At 40.8% G+C, this 16489-nt stretch carries 15 protein-coding genes; 5 read left to right on the top strand and 10 right to left on the bottom strand.

Features of this window, described 5'->3' with window-relative positions:
• Position 1 precedes the first annotated feature (1 nt).
• The 6 genes from ACXACJ_RS00705 to mraZ are packed head-to-tail and all read right to left on the bottom strand — an operon-like array spanning position 2 to position 5351.
• Complete coding sequence (locus ACXACJ_RS00705; RefSeq protein ID WP_475132341.1) at positions 2 to 1477, bottom strand: UDP-N-acetylmuramoyl-L-alanyl-D-glutamate--2,6-diaminopimelate ligase; 1476 nt, start codon at positions 1475 to 1477, stop codon at positions 2 to 4.
• Positions 1477 to 3060, bottom strand: a complete 1584-nt coding sequence (locus ACXACJ_RS00700) for a penicillin-binding protein (protein WP_475132340.1) — start codon at positions 3058 to 3060, stop codon at positions 1477 to 1479. The genes ACXACJ_RS00705 and ACXACJ_RS00700 overlap by 1 nt, the downstream gene beginning before the upstream one ends.
• Positions 2996 to 3547 carry a hypothetical protein gene (locus ACXACJ_RS00695; RefSeq protein WP_475135059.1) on the bottom strand — a complete coding sequence of 184 codons (552 nt, stop codon included), beginning with the start codon at positions 3545 to 3547 and terminating at the stop codon, positions 2996 to 2998. Before ACXACJ_RS00695 ends, ACXACJ_RS00700 begins: the two co-directional genes overlap by 65 nt.
• A 19-nt stretch (positions 3548 to 3566) precedes the next feature.
• Positions 3567 to 3944, bottom strand: a complete 378-nt coding sequence (locus tag ACXACJ_RS00690) for an FtsL-like putative cell division protein (RefSeq protein WP_475132339.1) — start codon at positions 3942 to 3944, stop codon at positions 3567 to 3569.
• A 42-nt stretch (positions 3945 to 3986) separates the two neighbouring features.
• Entirely contained in the window at positions 3987 to 4895 is a 909-nt protein-coding gene (rsmH, locus tag ACXACJ_RS00685) for a 16S rRNA (cytosine(1402)-N(4))-methyltransferase RsmH (protein ID WP_475132338.1), read from the bottom strand.
• Positions 4896 to 4907: 12 nt separating this feature from the next.
• On the bottom strand, positions 4908 to 5351 hold the full coding sequence (mraZ, locus tag ACXACJ_RS00680) for a division/cell wall cluster transcriptional repressor MraZ (RefSeq protein ID WP_475132337.1): 444 nt from the start codon (positions 5349 to 5351) through the stop codon (positions 4908 to 4910).
• A gap of 276 nt (positions 5352 to 5627) precedes the next feature.
• On the opposite strand from mraZ, the gene ACXACJ_RS00675 reads away from it, so the two are divergent.
• Positions 5628 to 5777, top strand: a complete 150-nt coding sequence (locus ACXACJ_RS00675) for a hypothetical protein (protein ID WP_475132336.1) — start codon at positions 5628 to 5630, stop codon at positions 5775 to 5777.
• 238 nt (positions 5778 to 6015) lie between these two features.
• Here ACXACJ_RS00675 and ACXACJ_RS00670 read toward each other — a convergent pair whose 3' ends face one another.
• Positions 6016 to 6990, bottom strand: coding sequence for a polyprenyl synthetase family protein (locus tag ACXACJ_RS00670; RefSeq protein WP_475132335.1), 975 nt, complete (start codon positions 6988 to 6990; stop codon positions 6016 to 6018).
• A 98-nt stretch (positions 6991 to 7088) separates the two neighbouring features.
• Positions 7089 to 7997 (bottom strand): lipid A-modifier LpxR family protein, encoded by a 909-nt coding sequence (locus ACXACJ_RS00665; RefSeq protein ID WP_475135058.1) that lies wholly within the window; start codon positions 7995 to 7997, stop codon positions 7089 to 7091.
• 98 nt (positions 7998 to 8095) lie between these two features.
• Here ACXACJ_RS00665 and ACXACJ_RS00660 point away from each other — a divergent pair, with 98 nt between their 5' ends.
• From ACXACJ_RS00660 to ACXACJ_RS00645, 4 genes are all read left to right on the top strand, one after another.
• Positions 8096 to 9229: an aminotransferase class I/II-fold pyridoxal phosphate-dependent enzyme gene (locus ACXACJ_RS00660; RefSeq protein ID WP_475132334.1), complete on the top strand. Its 1134-nt coding sequence runs from the start codon at positions 8096 to 8098 to the stop codon at positions 9227 to 9229.
• Positions 9230 to 9282: 53 nt separating this feature from the next.
• Entirely contained in the window at positions 9283 to 10986 is a 1704-nt protein-coding gene (locus tag ACXACJ_RS00655) for a 1-acyl-sn-glycerol-3-phosphate acyltransferase (protein ID WP_475132333.1), read from the top strand.
• A complete protein-coding gene (locus tag ACXACJ_RS00650; protein WP_475132332.1) occupies positions 10979 to 12013 on the top strand; it encodes an NAD(P)H-dependent glycerol-3-phosphate dehydrogenase in 1035 nt (344 codons plus the stop codon). Before ACXACJ_RS00655 ends, ACXACJ_RS00650 begins: the two co-directional genes overlap by 8 nt.
• A gap of 121 nt (positions 12014 to 12134) precedes the next feature.
• Entirely contained in the window at positions 12135 to 14057 is a 1923-nt protein-coding gene (locus ACXACJ_RS00645) for a BamA/TamA family outer membrane protein (protein WP_475132331.1), read from the top strand.
• Here ACXACJ_RS00645 and ACXACJ_RS00640 read toward each other — a convergent pair.
• Complete coding sequence (locus ACXACJ_RS00640; protein WP_475132330.1) at positions 14050 to 15300, bottom strand: M48 family metallopeptidase; 1251 nt, start codon at positions 15298 to 15300, stop codon at positions 14050 to 14052. The genes ACXACJ_RS00645 and ACXACJ_RS00640 overlap by 8 nt on opposite strands.
• Before the next feature lie 5 nt (positions 15301 to 15305).
• A complete protein-coding gene (locus ACXACJ_RS00635) occupies positions 15306 to 16340 on the bottom strand; it encodes a PorP/SprF family type IX secretion system membrane protein (protein WP_475132329.1) in 1035 nt (344 codons plus the stop codon).
• Between the last annotated feature and the right edge of the window lie 149 nt (positions 16341 to 16489).

Genomic DNA, 16489 nt, shown 5'->3' with positions numbered 1-16489 from the left:
ACTATTTGTTGGGTTCACTATGAATTATGTTCAACATGGTTTTAAGCACCTCTCGATCGTCAAAAGGAAATCGCTCTCCTTTTATTTCCTGATAGGTTTCGTGGCCCTTTCCCGCCACAAGGATGATATCTTTAGGTTCTGCCATTGCTGAAGCTGCTTTTATAGCTTCCTTTCTATCGGGCATAACCAGCGTTTTCTTGTAATTCGTTGGACTCACTCCCTTTTGCATATCTTCAATGATAGCGTTGGGCTCTTCAAAACGAGGGTTATCTGAAGTGAGCACTACTTTATCGCTCAGTTCGCAAGCGATTTTTGCCATTTCAGGACGCTTGGTTGTATCGCGATTTCCTCCACAACCCACTACGGTAATGACCTTTTCATTGCCTGTTCTAAATTCTTTGATAGTGGCCAATACGTTTTGCAAAGCATCTGGCGTATGGGCATAATCCACAATGGCGGTTATTCCTGTTCGGGTAATTACTTGCTCGAAACGGCCGGGAGCAGGATTAACATCAGAAAGTGCCTCTAAAACCATTTCCTGTTCTTCTCCCAAAAGAACCGCAGCACCATACACCGCCATAAGGTTATAAGCATTGAAATCACCAATAAGCTTAAACCAAACATTCTGCCCATCCATATCCAACTCCAAACCTTGAAGCGTATTGGAAAGAATGCGAGCCTTGAATTCAGCCATAGACTTCAATGCATATTTATGCTTAGAAGCTTTGGTATTTTGAAGCATCACTGCCCCCCTTTTATCATCAGCATTCACAAGCGCGAAAGCTGTCGATGGAAGCCCATCAAACAGCATTTTCTTCGCTTTGATGTACTCATCAAATGTTTTATGATAGTCCAGGTGTTCGTGTGAAAGGTTCGTAAAGATGGCTCCATTAAAGCTCAGCCCGGCAACTCTGTGTTGCACAATGGCATGTGAGCTCACTTCCATAAAACAATGAGTACAGCCTTTGGCCACCATTTTGGCCATAAGCTCGTTAATCTGAATTGCATCAGGCGTAGTGTGTGTTGCCACAACCACTTCGTCATTTATTTGATTGACCACTGTTGAAAGTAAGCCAACATTATATCCTAAATATCTAAAAAGCTGAAAGAGTAAGGTTACGCAAGTGGTCTTACCATTGGTTCCCGTTACTCCAACCAAACTCATTTTCTCGCTTGGGTTTCCAAAGAAGTTGGCAGCCATAATGCCCAAAGCCTGACTACTATCTTTCACCTGAACATAGGTAATTCCTTCTTTCAAAGATTCAGGAAGCTGTTCGCAGATCACCGCAATAGCACCAGCCCCAATAGCTTGATCTATATAATCATGACCATCGGACTGCGTTCCCTTAACCGCAATAAAGGCCGAACCTTGACTCACCTTGCGGGAATCAAAAGCAAGCTGCACTACCTCGATATCAGTATCACCCGATACAGACTGTAGCGACACCTTATATAATATGTCCTTTAATATTGCCATTACCCCAATTCTATGGTTATAGGTGAACCCTTAGAAATTCGTGTGCCCGAGCCTATTGATTGTTTTAAAACACGACCAGTTCCAGAAACCGACACTTTTAATCCTTGATTTTCAAGAATGAACAAAGCATCCCTTAAAGTCATGCCCCTAACATCAGGCACTAGATTATTCTCCTTATGATTTGATTTCCAAGCAATAGAATTGCTTACTACATCAGCCCTTACCCAATCTACATTTTCATCTTCCAGGTGATTTGAGACTCCCATTGAGTTCAGAATTTCGCTAAGCTCATCGTACTTACCTGCTCTTACCACTGGGAAAGTTCCATCTTTCGCTAAGCGCTCCGAATTGAATTGATCGTGCAAATCGAGGTTCAAAGAGTAAATCATATCCGCGATTTCCTTGAAAACTGGAGCGGACACATCTCCCCCAAAACGGTTCCAACCTTTAGGGTCGTCAATAACCACGATACAAGAATAAAGTGGTTTATCTGCTGGGAAATATCCCGCAAACGAAGCGTAATAACGTTGCTTATAATATCTTTTATTAATCAGCTTTTGAGCTGTGCCTGTCTTCCCAGCTATTTTATAATAGCTATTCTTAATATTTTTCGCGGTTCCTCTTTCTACCACACCTTCCATCATGGCTTTCAAACTCTCAATGGTTTTATCTGATGCGATTTTTCTGTTCAAAACTCTACCTTCAAACTCTTCAACCACCTGATTACCATCCTTGATACTCTTCACAATAATTGGCTGAACCATTTTACCATTGTTGGCAATGGCATTGTAAAAAGTTAGAGTTTGCAAAGGCGTTAAACTCGTTTCATACCCTACAGACATCCAAGGCAAACTCACCTTACTCCAACTTTCATCGTCTGTATTTTTGATGTAAGGAACCGCCTCTCCCATCATCTGGAAATCCAGTGGTTTCCCAAGGCCTGTAGATTTAATTACATCGATGTATTTCTGAGGATTTTTTCCAAAGTATTCATCTACCAATTTTGAAACCCCAACATTGGAAGACTTTTCAAAAACCTCTTGAACGGTCAGTTTCCCATAGCCGCCTTTCCAAGCGCTCTGATCTTCCATAACACGATCGTAAAACTTGATTGTACCGTCATTTGTGTCTACACTATCAGTTAGTTCAATGTCCGTTTCTTCAAACAATGCCAACATCGAAGCCAGCTTAAAAGTAGAACCGGGATCGTTGGTACCTTGAACCGCATAATTGTAATCCTCCACATAATCTCCAAACTCCGTTCTGGTAAGATTCGACATCGCCTTAATCTCGCCAGTTTTCACTTCCATGAGCACTACGCTTCCGTAGTTTGCCTCAAATTGCTGAACCGATCTTAGCAGTGCATTCTGCGCCACATCTTGGAGATTGATATCTATAGTGGTATACACATCGTAACCATCGTGTGGTTTGACATCTGAAGAAGCGTCAACAGGCTTCCAGTTTCCACCAGCCACTTTCTGATAGAGCCCTCGCCCGTTTTTACCTGCTAAATATTCATCATAACTTCTTTCCAAACCCACTCCTGTTCCGTCTCTCATCCAACCGATGGTCCGCTGAGCCAAACTTCTGAATGGGCGGTGACGAACGTCTCTGCTTATCGAAAATCACCCCGCCAATCATTTGACCTTTTCTGAAAATAGGCCAAGTTTCCATTTCTTCTTTTTGCTGATAATTGATGGTTCGATTGCTCAACAGCAAATACCTTCTTCTTGACTGTCGAGCCTCAGAGATCCTCTTTTTGTATTCGCTAGAAGAAAGATCTCTGAAGAAATTCGACAACAGGGTTGAAAGGGAGTCTATACCTGACTTAAAGGTTTCATCATCGGCCAACGAGGGATCGAAAGCCACTTTATAAAATGGTAATGAAGTAGCCAGAAGATCGTTATGATCGGCATAAATACTGCCTCTGGTAGCTTCAATTGTTTTATAGTCTAAACTGTTTTGTTCAGCCTCCAGCCTCCACTGATCACCTTCAACGAACTGAATATCGCCTATGCGCCAAACGACCACCAAGACAAAGGCGACCACAGCCACAAAGGCCAGTCTCACTCTCAGCAATATCGACTTCTTAATATTCACTTTCGTCAACAACTATTTTATATGGTGGTTGCTTGCTTTCTTCTAATCCTAATGTTTTAACCTTTTTGGCTACTTCAGACTGCTTACTACTGAACATGTAATCTGCTTCAAGCGTAGTTACATCAGCCCTCAAGTCTTCAACTTCATCTTCTAGTTTGGTAATTTTTCGGTTCGCTTTTTCGGCATAATGACTGTTGCCCACATAGATGATTCCGAGAATCACCACAAAAGCAACTTTAGGCAGATACTTCACAGGGAAGCCCGCCTCCAAATCTTTAGCAATTTTCAATTTGGCCATATAGCCAAATAGGCCACCTCCAGAGCTGGCCTTGCTTTCTTTTTTTGCCTTGAACCTATTAACTGCCATGTCTATAGTTCATTCTTGCGGGAACTAACCCACCAATACCCCTTATAATCTTTGCGCTATCCGCAGCTTTGCACTGCGCGCGCGATTGTTCAATTTCAGCTCTTCAGCAGAAGCCTCTATTGGCTTTCTGTTCACTGCACTAAAAGGCTTAAGTTGATTGCCGAAGAAATCTTTTTCAACTTCCCCGAACACCTTGCCTTTATTGATGAAATTCTTCACCATTCTATCTTCTAAAGAATGATAAGACTCCACCACTAGCTTACCTCCCGGTTTTATTACCTCTGCCGCCTGACTTAGAAAATCTTCTAACGCCCCCATTTCATCATTCACTTCAATGCGAATAGCCTGAAATACCTGAGCGAAATATTTGAACTCTCTATTTCGCGGAGCATGCTTTTCCAGCAGCTTGATTAAATCACCGGTTGTTCTAAATGGCTGAGCAAAACGCTCAGACACAATAGCAGAAGCTAATGTTTTCGCATTCTTTACTTCGCCATAAATCCCAAGCACCTTATGCAACTGATCTTCGGTATACTCATTCACCACATCGCTCGCCTTCAAAGGTGATTTTGTATCCATACGCATATCCAAATCAGCTTCGGAACGCGTAGAAAACCCTCGAGAAGGCTCATCAATCTGATGTGAAGAAATACCTAAATCAGCCAAAATACCATCCACTTGCTTAATGCCGCAAAGCTTTAGATAGCGCTTTAAATGCCTGAAATTGGCTTGAACAAACGTAAAAGAACGATTTTGAATCCCCTCTGCATTTCGCTTGGCATCGCTATCCTGATCGAACCCAAATAGCTTACCTTCTGCATTCAAATGCTTTAGGATTTCAGTTGAGTGCCCGCCACCACCAAAAGTGACATCCACATAAATTCCGTTGGGCATAATCGAAAGGCCTTCAACACATTCCTTAAGCATTACTGGCACATGATACTCTGACATTGATTATTGATTTTACTCGTCTGCCAAAAACTTCTCTGCCATTTTGGAGTATTCGCTGGAATCTTGAATCAGATATTCTTCGTACTGATCTGGATTCCAGATTTCCACCCGGTTTCCCAACCCCACCAGCACTACATCCTTCTCAAGACTGGCAAACTCCATCATCCGCTTGGGAATGTTAATTCTACCAGCACTGTCCATTTCAACATCTGCATTTCCTCTGAAAAAGCTACGCTGAAACTTTCGGTACTCTTCATTGAATTCGCTTAGCGATTTCACCTTAGCATATATCTTTTTGTACTCAATCATGGGATACAACACAAGGCATGGCTCAAAGCCTCGCCTCAACACAAGCTCATCGGCATTCTCTGGCAATGCTGCCCTTACCTTAGAAGGCAAAGCCAACCTGCCCTTTGCATCGAGCTTACAGTCATATTCACTTGTAAAAAAAGACATTGCACACCTGAACCTTTACAAAAGTAAGAGTTTTTCCCACACTCTACCACTTTTAATCACTTTTTCCCACTTACCCTTAAATCTATTTTTTAAAACGCTCAAAAGCAAGTAAAGTTTAAAAAAGAAAGAATAGATTTCAGGCACTCAAAGAACAACACTAAAACACTGAAAAATAAATACTTAAGAGAAATACGGGTGTGATTTCACACAGTTAAAAAAGTCAAAAATTATCCAAACTAGGAATTATGGATTCAACACTAAGGGAAGTTAGGCCAAATGGAGCAACTCGATCAAAACACACTAAAAATTGACGATTTCGAAGTTTTTCAGAAAAAGTGGGGCGCTGTGGGAGAAGAATTCTACCATTTAGAAATTAGTGGAGAAAACCGACCAAACATTTTTTGGCACCACTTAACACTCAATTAATGCTAACCGTAGCTTTCTGGGTGGTTTTCTACAGCTTAATTAATGCAAAATGATTTTTTTGAAAATTTTTAGTTTTCAAAATAAGGGGATTTACTTCGGGGGTTGTTATATTGGCACCAGAGAAAGGAATGGAAGGAAAAGACATCCTTACTCAACAAACAATAAACTACTAACTAACTTATTAGAATGACGCCATTTTCTGAATGGCGTTTTTCTTTTTATACAGTCTTGTTAAAGTTTATTTGGAGCGCTCGATGGTAAACGTAACCAATTGTGAGAGAGAATCGCGGTACACACTAGCGGGAAAAGTGTCTAGAATAGTCAATGCTTCTTGATAGTACTGATTCATTACTTTTTGAGCATACTCGATACCCCCAGATTCACGAACAAAAGCAATTACTTCTTTAACTTTTTTCGGTTCATCGCCTTTGCTCTTTATTGTGCGAATCACCTTCCTGCGCGTTGCGCCATTTGCTTTTTGAAGTGAAAAAATAAGCGGCAAAGTCATTTTTTGTTCTTTGATATCGATACCAAGTGGCTTGCCGATTTCTTCAGTACCATAATCAAAAAGATCATCCTTGATTTGGAATGCCATACCCACCTTTAGTCCGAACTCACGCATTTTTTCCACATCAGATTCAGCAGCACCAGAAGCTGTAGCACCAACTGCGCAACAAGAAGCAATTAAGCTAGCGGTTTTTTGCCGAATAACATCGTAGTAAATCTCTTCGGTGATATCAAGATTTCGCGCTTTCGCCATCTGAAGCAACTCACCTTCACTCATTTCTCGAACGGCTCTCGAAACAATCTTCAGCAAGTCAAAATCTTCATTATCTACAGAAAGAAGCAAACCTCTTGAAAGCAGATAATCACCTACTAAAACTGCGATTTTATTCTTCCAAAGGGCATTAACACTAAAAAATCCTCTTCTGTAATTAGCATCATCTACTACATCGTCATGCACCAAGGTGGCAGTATGCAGCAGTTCTATGAGGGATGCTCCACGGTAGGTTCTATCTGAAATTTCACCCGTAACACCAGCAGAAAGAAAAACGAACATGGGACGCATCTGCTTCCCTTTACGCTTCACTATATAGCTCATGATCTGATCCAAAAGGAACACTTTGCTCTTCATGAACGACCTGAATTTCTGCTCGAATTCAGTCATTTCATTGGCAATCGGGGCTTGTATTTCTGTAAGCTTGAGTGGCATTTCAATTGAGAGTCACAATATTAATAGGTTACAACCCAACGGCAAAGGGTGCTGGCTATATTTAATGAAAGGAAAATAAGATTTAGGTGCTTTTAGGTTCATTTTCTCTGTCGAAAAATAAAGTCGAAGCCTATATAACTATGATTTCGCGCCCCTCTCACTTCTTTGCTCAGCCAATGGTACGTCATTTTGAAAGTAAAACCATTTGAACCTGTAGCCCATCCTACCCTGAAATGCCGAACCCAAGGCATTACTACTTCGGTATGCTCACTTTCATCGTTAAACATACTACCTTGAATAGTGATGTCATATAGCACATAATCTAAACCATAGCCCAACAAAAAGTAACCGTGCTTACCCAATGCATTACTTCCTGAACCTATTGCCCCATTCAAATAAGGCGAACGATTTAAAGGCAGCAGATTTCCAATTCTAACATCAAAACCATTTGATACTTTAACATGCCCTGTGCCTAAAACAGCACCCGACATTGTAACCAAGTCCAGATTATTGCTGTGCAAAAAGAACTGCTTGTTGTATTCAGCATTCAAATCGAGCACTGAGGCCGTTCTGATTTGATGCTGCCAGCCTCTTGGCCTAGCAAAACCAAAGGCATTATGATACCAAATTTGAACAGCATCGCCAATGGCAGGATGCCCCGTAACACCCAAAAGAGCCCCGTATTTAAATCGCGAAGTAGCATTGTTGAACTTTAACCGATTGACTGCTCCAAAAAGCAAAGCCGCATAAGGGCGATCAAAATCTTCAGCACGAGGACTCAGTAATCCATCAGGCGTAAAGAACATATGTCCTAGCTGAAAATCGGTTATCCCTTTTTTGTTTAGAGAAGAATCAGAACGATCAACTTTTCTATAGTTCAGGAAAATACCATTGGAATAATAATAGTCCGTTCCATTCAGAAGAAACGCATCATTTTCGCTTGTAATCGAGAATTCCGAATTTCTATATGCATCTTGCCCCAGCAGAGGAAAACCAATGGCAAGCAGAAATACGGCAGTTAGGTAGTGTTTGATAATCTAGGGTTTTGAAAACTCAGCCGCAAAAGTTGCAATTATTTATAATTTAGCCAACCCATTCCACTTCTATGGCGAATAACACTTCAAGAATAGAAACTCAGCTCAGCAAAAGAAAGATCGCGGGCAATTTGCGTTCGCTTTCTATCCCCAATAATCAGTTAATAGATTTCAGTTCGAACGACTATTTGGGTTTGGCAAAATCGCAAGAGCTCAAAAGCAGAATCTTTGAAAAGTATCAGCATTTTAATTCCAAAAATGGTTCAACGGGGTCGAGATTGTTAACAGGCAACTCTGAAGTTGCCCAAGACACCGAACACACGCTCGCTCAACTCTTTGGTTTTCAGCGCACATTAGTTTTCAATTCAGGATACGCAGCCAACTTAGGGTTCTTTTCGTGCATTCCTCAACGAGGAGACACTATTATATACGATGAACTTTCGCACGCCTGCATTAAAGACGGCAGCCGACTTAGCTTGGCCAAAACTTTAGTTTTCAAGCACAACGATTTAGAAGATCTAGAAAGAAAAATAGCCAAATCAGAAGGCCAGGTTTACATTGCCTGCGAATCAGTTTATTCCATGGATGGCGACTTTGCTCCATTGGAGGCACTTTGCACGCTGGCTGAAAAACATAAGGCTAAGCTGGTAGTAGATGAAGCTCATAGCACCGGCATTTTCGGTTCCAAGGGAAATGGATTGGTAGCTCAACTAAGGCTAACAGAAAGAGTTTATGCTGTAATCTTCACTTTTGGCAAAGGCATGGGCATTCATGGTGCCTGTATTGCTTCTGACGGCATTACTATCGATTATCTCATCAACTTTTCGCGGCCGTTTATTTATACCACAGCTCCATCGGATTTTGATTTTATTTCGATTCAAGAAGCCTTCGCTTTTCTTGATTCGCACTCAGAATACATTGACCAACTGCATGAGCGAATTCATATTTTCAAAGAAAACCTATCGGTTGAGGCTGGCTCAATGCCTTTTTCTAACAGCGCAATTCAAGCTCTGGTTATTTCAGGAAACGATAAAACAAGAGCTGCCGCCCAACAGTTAAAAGAGCGTGGATTTGATGTTCGCCCCATTCTTTCACCAACTGTTCAAGAAGGAAAAGAAAGGTTGCGCATCTGTTTACATGCTTTCAACAGCAAAAAAGAGGTAATCAGTTTGGCTCACGAACTGAATTCACTACTTTGTTCATAGCAACAGTGGGCAGAATAATTTTTGTCATATCTTTGGGGTTTTGATAAAACTGGATGAAGCCGATCGGCAAAGACTACGTTAAGAAGAAGTATGATCAGGTGGTGCCTGGAGGCATTGACGAATGGCCTGTTGTAAACCTGAGCAGAAATAGGGAAGCTTTTATTAAGGAGGTAACGGAAGAGAGCATTGCGAGGATTAAAAAGCTAACGCCAACACGTGCCGGACTTATTGAAGAAATTGAAACCACCCTTTTTAGAGAAAAATTAAGAGTAAAGCGAAATCCTTGGGCTGTAGATCCGCCCGATGAAGCAGATTTCCTTCAGTCGATTAAAGACAGGCTCTTAGACATTTCTAAAAATGATGATAAGCAAGAAATTGATGGAACGCTAGAAGACATCCTCTATGAAATAGTAGAGCGCTACGCGAGAGAAATTTCTGGCAATTTCAAAAAATCGCGTTACCGCATGGCGCGTTCCATAGTAACCTTTGGCTTTGCTAGGTTATTGAACGCATCTCGCGCACGAGGTTTTTGGTCAATTTTCAGTACCCGATTTTCACTTCAGGATAAAATCCACATTACAGGAGAAGTTGAACAATTGCGAACCTTAGCTAAAAAGGGAACCATTATTATGGTACCCACTCATTTTAGCAATCTCGATTCTATATTAATAGGCTGGGTTATAAGCGCTTTGGGGTTGCCAGCCTTTATTTACGGAGCAGGCCTTAACCTTTTCAACATAAAAATCTTCGCTTACTTTATGGAAAGCCTTGGTGCTTATAAAGTAGATAGAAGAAAGAAAAACCTGCTTTATTTAGAAACGCTGAAGAGCTATTCGAGCTTAGCCATTCAGAAAGGTTGCCATAGTTTGTTTTTCCCTGGCGGAACGCGTTCCAGATCTGGCCAGATTGAAAAAAGGCTTAAACTGGGTTTATTGAGCACCGCTATTGAAGCTCAAAGGGTAAACTTTCAAAAAGGAAAAAGAGATGGACTTCACAAAGTGTTTATCGTTCCGGTAACTTTGAATTATCACTTTGTACTTGAGGCTCCTTCTTTGATAAAAGAATACCTTAAATCTAAGGGGCAAGAGCGTTATTATGTAGAAAACGATGAGTATTCTACATCATACAAAATCTTTGCTTTCCTACTGAAGTTCTTTACCAAAGGCTCTGATATTTCGGTTTCAATTGGCCGTGGCCTGGATGTTTTGGGTAATTATGTTGATACTGACGGAAACAGTTACGACAAAAATGGCCGACAAATAGACACCCAGGAATACTTCACTAAAGACGGAAGAATAATTTCTCACGATCAACAGCGAGAAGATGAATATACTCGCATGTTGAGCGATAGAATTGTAGAGGAATACCATCGCATTAATAAAATTTTCGCGAGCCATTTGGTGGCCTTTACGGCCTTCGAAATGTTCCAGAAAAAATATAAAAAGCTGGATTTATATAACCTTCTGAGGATTCCGGAAGAAGATCAAGTCATCCCTTATGATGAATTCAGGGAAACCTTTGAGCGACTTCTGAGAAGAGTTCACGAAATGCATAATAATAGCGAAGTAAGCATTTCGCCATACCTCATGGGCGACCCTGACGAAATCATCAGTCATGGACTTTACAATGTGGGCATGTACCACGCAAAAAGACCATTGATTAAAAACAAAAAGGGCGAAATCATTACCAAAGATCTAAATCTATTATTTTACTACCATAATCGATTGCTCGGCTATAATTTAGAGAAGTATGTCTAACGAATGTGTAGGTGTAATTGGCGCAGGAAGTTTCGGTACGGCCGTTTCCAATATTCTTTCCAGAAATGTGGATGTGCTGCTTTATGCCCGCAATTCAGACACCGTTGAAGAAATTAGAAAAACGGGAATTTCTAGTGGCCAAACGCTTCAGCCTAATGTTCGAATCACAAATGATTTGGAAGAAGTTGCCTCCAATTGCAATGTGATTTTCCCCATTGTTCCGTCTTCGGGTTTTAGAGAATTAATCAGGCAATTCGCCCCTTATCTTCACCCCTACCATGTTCTAATTCATGGAACGAAGGGTTTAGACCTTCAAATTCCAGAAGAAAAATCATCTGACTTCAGAATTAACAGAACTCATATCAGAACCATGAGCGAAGTAATCCGTGAAGAAAGCGTTGTGGTAAGAGTCGGCTGTATGGCTGGGCCAAATCTTGCAAAAGAATTGGCTTTGGGTCAACCAGCGGCAACAGTTATAGCTTCTCCTTTCAATGAGGTTATCAACGAAGGAAAAAGGCTGCTTCGCTCTGACAAATTCCAAGTGTATGGCAATTCCGACCTTAAAGGCGTTGAGCTTTGCGGTATATTAAAAAACATTATAGCGATTGCTTCAGGAATAATTTCTGGACTTGGTTATGGAGATAATGCCAAAGGGCTTTTGGTGAGCAGAGGTTTGGTAGAAATGATATACCTAGGCCGAGCTTTAGGCGGTGAAATTTCTTCGTTTATTGGTTTAGCGGGCATTGGTGACCTTGTAGCCACAGCAACCAGCCAAACCAGCCGCAACTACACCATTGGATACAAGTTGGCTCAAGGCAAAACCATGACAGAGGCACTCAACGAAATGGAGGAAACCGCGGAAGGTGTCAACACCATCAGAATCGTGAAACAACTTGCTGATGCCCAAGGCATAAAACCGCTAATTACCGACATGCTTTATAGAATTCTTTATGAAGACATGAAACCGCAAGAAGGCTTAAGTTACTTGATGAAGTACCCTGGCAACATCGATATCGACTTTCTGTAATTTTTTAGCCAATTCTATTGGCCTCATTCATAAAACAGAATGCGTTTTTTGAGTTATATTAACAAAGGTCCGTTTAAAGAAACTCTACATTAAAGCGCTTTCCCGAAATATCACCTTCACATTGCTGTTGATTTGGCAATGCCATTGCCTTTCTGCTCAAGACAAAAAGGTGAAGTATGATACATTAAGCCTTCCTAAAAACACGACCATACTGCTGAAAAACTTCAGCCTTACTTTTGATAAGGACACGGTTTTGGTTCTACCCGATACTGTTTTCTATAAAGTGAAGGGAGATTTTTATAGCCGACTGAAAAATCAATGGTATCAGAGAAGATGGACCAAAGAGCTTTTCAACCTACTATTTTCCTTGCCTTCTGATGATTTCCGTATCGACACGGCCAATTTTGTTAAAAGTGAAAACCCCTTTAAGCAATATGATGGTAAAATCATTGGCACCATCAGTTTAACAAAGTTAAGGCCTTTGGGCACTAACATGGACAACCCCGAGGTAACGCCTAAATCGGTGGTGCAGAAACTGGGTAATTCTGTCAATTTTAAAACCCGAAATCGAGTCATTCTTAACAATCTGCTGTTTAAAGAAGGGGATCCTGTTGACCCATTGACCATAGCCGATAATGAAAGGATTTTGAGGGCATTGCCTTACATTAAAGATGCCCGTATTTATTTGACTCCCAGAGAAGACACGCCCGAAATTGTTGATGTTGAAATCCTCACCAAAGATGTACTTGCTCTTTCTTTTGACATTCAACCTCGGGACATAGATGCTGGAATTCTGAGAGTGGACCATAAAAACATATTTGGGTCTGGTCATGAGCTAGATTATAGATTTCGGGTAGATAACAGTTCGGAACAAAAGCTAAGTCACGATATAAAATACAAAGTGCCTAACATCAAAAAGTCTTTCATTTCGTTCGAAGCCAATTATGCCAACACGCTGAACACCGATATTGGCAGGATTTTGCTTCAAAGGAGTTTCATTTCTCCAAAAATAAAATGGGGAGGCGGCATAGACATAAGCCACCAAAGGCTAAGAACCAGTGAAATCACTAACATCATTTCTGATGACGAAAGAGACCTCCAGGTTTACAATCAAACTTTCGACTATCAAGATTTCTGGATTGCCAGAGCCTTTGCGCTCGGCCTGAAAGACCCTGTCTTGAATGAAAGAACGCGCTTAATTCTTTCCGGAAGGGTTTCCAACATCGATTTCCTACAACGGCCAGCAGTAAGTGCAACCATGAATCACCGCTTTCACGACAGGGTTTTGGGTATGTTCTCGATCGGGCTTTCGCAGAGAAGATATTTTAAAGATCAACTGATTTTCGGTTATGGTAGAACGGAAGATATTCCTTACGGAATGCTCATTGAACTTGAAGGCGGCTATGAATGGGGCGAATTCTATAATCGCTACTTTATGGGAGGAAATATTAGCAGAGGCGGTTATGCCGGGAATTTCGGCTATCTGTTCGGCCAAATATCGCTAGAAAGCTTCCTTTATAACAAACGCTTTGAACAAGGGATTTTTCAAACCAAATATGGTTTTTTCAGTCCATTGATTGACCTTAACCGCTGGAAATTCAGACAATTCATCAGCATCGATTACGCCTATGGAATTGGCCGTTTCAACTATGAATACATAGACATCCGAGACAAAAACGGCATCAGAGGCCTTAAAAGCAATACGCTTCGCGGAAAGCAAAGATTTTTAATCAACATAGAAACCGTGAGTTTTACACCTGTAGAACTCTTGAATTTTAGGCTTGCTGTTTTTGGTTTCTACGACCTCGGTTTTATCAACGATGGCAATGGAGATATTTTCAGCGAAAGGCCTCAGCAAGGCGTAGGCATTGGACTCAGAATTAGAAACGACAACTTAACCTTTAAAGCCATTGAGGTTCGTTTCGCCTATTATCCAAATCCTCCCCTGGGTATTAATCATTCGGATTTGGATGCTTCTGGAAATAGCGGCTTCCGTTTTTCAGACTTCCTTATCAATCGGCCAGAACCGCAGCCTTTCAAATAGATTCAGCTTTAAACTTATCCATAGCCTCAAGTCGCTGCAACAATGTTGGATGCGAGTAATTAATAAACACATAGGCAGGATGTGGCGTCAAATTGCTCAAGCTATCCACTGAAAGTTTCTTCAAGGCCGACTGCAAAGGTTCGGCAGCATAAGTGGAAGAAGCGTAAGCATCGGCCTCATATTCATTTTTCCTGCTAATTAAGTTCATCATCAGGCCTGTTAATCTAGAAATTGGAGTATAAAGAATCCCAAAAGCAATCAGATTCAACGGAACAGACAAGTTCTCCGCTCCCAAAGCCATTGAAAGGGTTTCATTAAAAATAAGAAGCGAGAGTATGTACAGCGTTATGCCAATTTGAGCAAAAGAAATAATCATGCTCGTAATGATATGTTTCTTCTTAAAGTGTCCGACTTCATGTGCTAAAACTGCCACCAATTCTTCATTGCTTTGCTTTTCAATCAAGGTATCGTAAAGTACTATTTTCTTCTTCTTTCCCATTCCTGAAAAGAAAGCATTGGCTTTGCTCGACCTTTTTGAACCGTCAATTACAAAGATATTATCTAGCGGAAACTTCACTTGAGCAGCATAAGCATTAATCTGATCCTTTAATGCACCATCTTCTAATGGCTTCAACTTATTAAATAAAGGAAGAATAAGACTGGTGTAAAAAAGATTCATGAGCAAAGTAAATGCAGCCACAACCACAAGCGCATAAATCCAAAACTGCTCTTTTAGCTCAAAAACCAACCAAAGCAAAACGTAGCCAATAAAGCCACCCAAAATGATTGCTATTAGGTACCCTTTCAGCTTATCGATGACAAAAGTTTTCCATGTGGTTTTGTTGAAGCCAAACTTCTCTTCAATCACAAAAGTGGAATAGATTTGAAAAGGAGTGTTAATGATATCGGACAAAACCATCAAAACTCCGAAAAAAGCCAAAGCCTGAAGAATAGGGTTCGAAAAATAGCTAGCAACCCATGCATCCAATTTACCAAACCAACCCATCGAGAGCAGCACAATGGTTAAAGCCGTACTGAAGGCAGAGGTGAGAAAAGAAAATTTGGACCTCGATTTCTGATAATGCTGAGATTTCGCATATTCCTCAGGTGCATACAAATCCTTAAGTCTTTCAGGCAAAGTGCTTTTGGAAGTCTTTACATTCAAGTAATCTAAAAATTGATCGAAGGAATAATCGGCCACAACAATGCCTATGATCAAAAGCAGCAGTTGATCGGGAGCCATTTCTATCAGTTTTTAGGACAAGGAATTCTCCACTTATCGCGAGGCACGCGTAGCGGTTTGCCCAATTGTAAGAAATATGAAATTGAAATTTCGTGAGCACCACCAGTAGCATTACTCAATTCTGAAAGCGTGTAATCATAGCTATATCCAAAATTGAAATCGTTGGTAGTAACCCCAAAAGAGAAAATCAAAGCTTCATTATTTGGGAATTCTTCAAAGCTCTTCATAGGCAAGCCTCGATACTGAAGGCCAAGGTTAATCGGCTCTAAATGCAGGAAGAATCCTACGTCCATCTGGCTAAACTCACCTTGTGCTTTATATTGAAAAACAGGTGTTATACTTCTTTCTTTTCTCGTGTAAGTCAAATCCCTTCTTAATGCACCAGGCTTCAGGGAAATTTTATATCCCCCATGAATACTGATCCTTTTTGGCAATGGGCTATTACCATCCAAAACACTTTGATTAGGTTCAGTAATGTGTTGAACCGAAGCTCCGATAAATAAATTTCTTGAATAAAGTAGACCTCCAAATCCTATATCCAAATAGCTAACATTGAAGTTCGAACCTGTAATACTTGGGTCTCCCGGCAAGGTTGGATCGTAGCCATTTATCGGGTCTAACTGACTGGCAAAAATTAAATCAGAAAAGTTAGTGTTGCGCATAAAGTAGTTGGCCTGAATACCTGGCCTGAACACCAGATTATCAGAAAGCTTAAGCTGATAGGCGTAACTCAAACCTACATTAGTGCTTTGAATACCCGCTTTCCCAGCTCTATCTGTTGTGGCAATAAACCCTATTCCACTGTTGTAACGCTCCAAATAATGGTCGGCATAAAACGAAAAAGTAACGAAAGAGGCATCCAAAGAAGGCCATTGATTACGATAGTTTATTCCGAAGCGAGTATACTCAGAAGCACCCGTAAAAGCCGGATTGATATATAAGGGAGCCGCATAAAATTGCGAAAACTGTGGATCTTGAGCTTTCAGCTGACTTGTTGCCCCTACCAAACTTATTAATAGCAAAAATAAAGTTTTACGCATGTAAACTTTTAATCTTTAACGTTCGAGTACCCTCAAACTATTGTGAACCGTAAAGTTATTTTTTTTCTCGGAAACCCAACATGCTACAAGTATCTTCCTAAGAGAAATCCGTTATCTTAGAGCAGGTTTTAAGAAGCGATGAATATACT

Source organism: Roseivirga sp. AWQ4_251, from assembly GCF_056158225.1.
Note: the sequence above shows the minus strand (reverse complement) of the source record. Positions and strands in the feature narration are given on the sequence as shown.

What these genes read in the sequence shown, in the direction of transcription:
- ACXACJ_RS00705 (WP_475132341.1), bottom strand. Translation starts at nt 1,477, where the DNA reads ATGGCAATATTAAAGGACATATTATATAAGGTGTCGCTACAGTCTGTA.
- ACXACJ_RS00690 (WP_475132339.1), bottom strand. Translation starts at nt 3,944, where the DNA reads ATGGCAGTTAATAGGTTCAAGGCAAAAAAAGAAAGCAAGGCCAGCTCT.
- rsmH (WP_475132338.1), bottom strand. Translation starts at nt 4,895, where the DNA reads ATGTCAGAGTATCATGTGCCAGTAATGCTTAAGGAATGTGTTGAAGGC.
- mraZ (WP_475132337.1), bottom strand. Translation starts at nt 5,351, where the DNA reads ATGTCTTTTTTTACAAGTGAATATGACTGTAAGCTCGATGCAAAGGGC.
- ACXACJ_RS00675 (WP_475132336.1), top strand. Translation starts at nt 5,628, where the DNA reads ATGGAGCAACTCGATCAAAACACACTAAAAATTGACGATTTCGAAGTT.
- ACXACJ_RS00670 (WP_475132335.1), bottom strand. Translation starts at nt 6,990, where the DNA reads ATGCCACTCAAGCTTACAGAAATACAAGCCCCGATTGCCAATGAAATG.
- ACXACJ_RS00660 (WP_475132334.1), top strand. Translation starts at nt 8,096, where the DNA reads ATGGCGAATAACACTTCAAGAATAGAAACTCAGCTCAGCAAAAGAAAG.
- ACXACJ_RS00655 (WP_475132333.1), top strand. Translation starts at nt 9,283, where the DNA reads ATGAAGCCGATCGGCAAAGACTACGTTAAGAAGAAGTATGATCAGGTG.
- ACXACJ_RS00650 (WP_475132332.1), top strand. Translation starts at nt 10,979, where the DNA reads ATGTCTAACGAATGTGTAGGTGTAATTGGCGCAGGAAGTTTCGGTACG.
- ACXACJ_RS00640 (WP_475132330.1), bottom strand. Translation starts at nt 15,300, where the DNA reads ATGGCTCCCGATCAACTGCTGCTTTTGATCATAGGCATTGTTGTGGCC.
- ACXACJ_RS00635 (WP_475132329.1), bottom strand. Translation starts at nt 16,340, where the DNA reads ATGCGTAAAACTTTATTTTTGCTATTAATAAGTTTGGTAGGGGCAACA.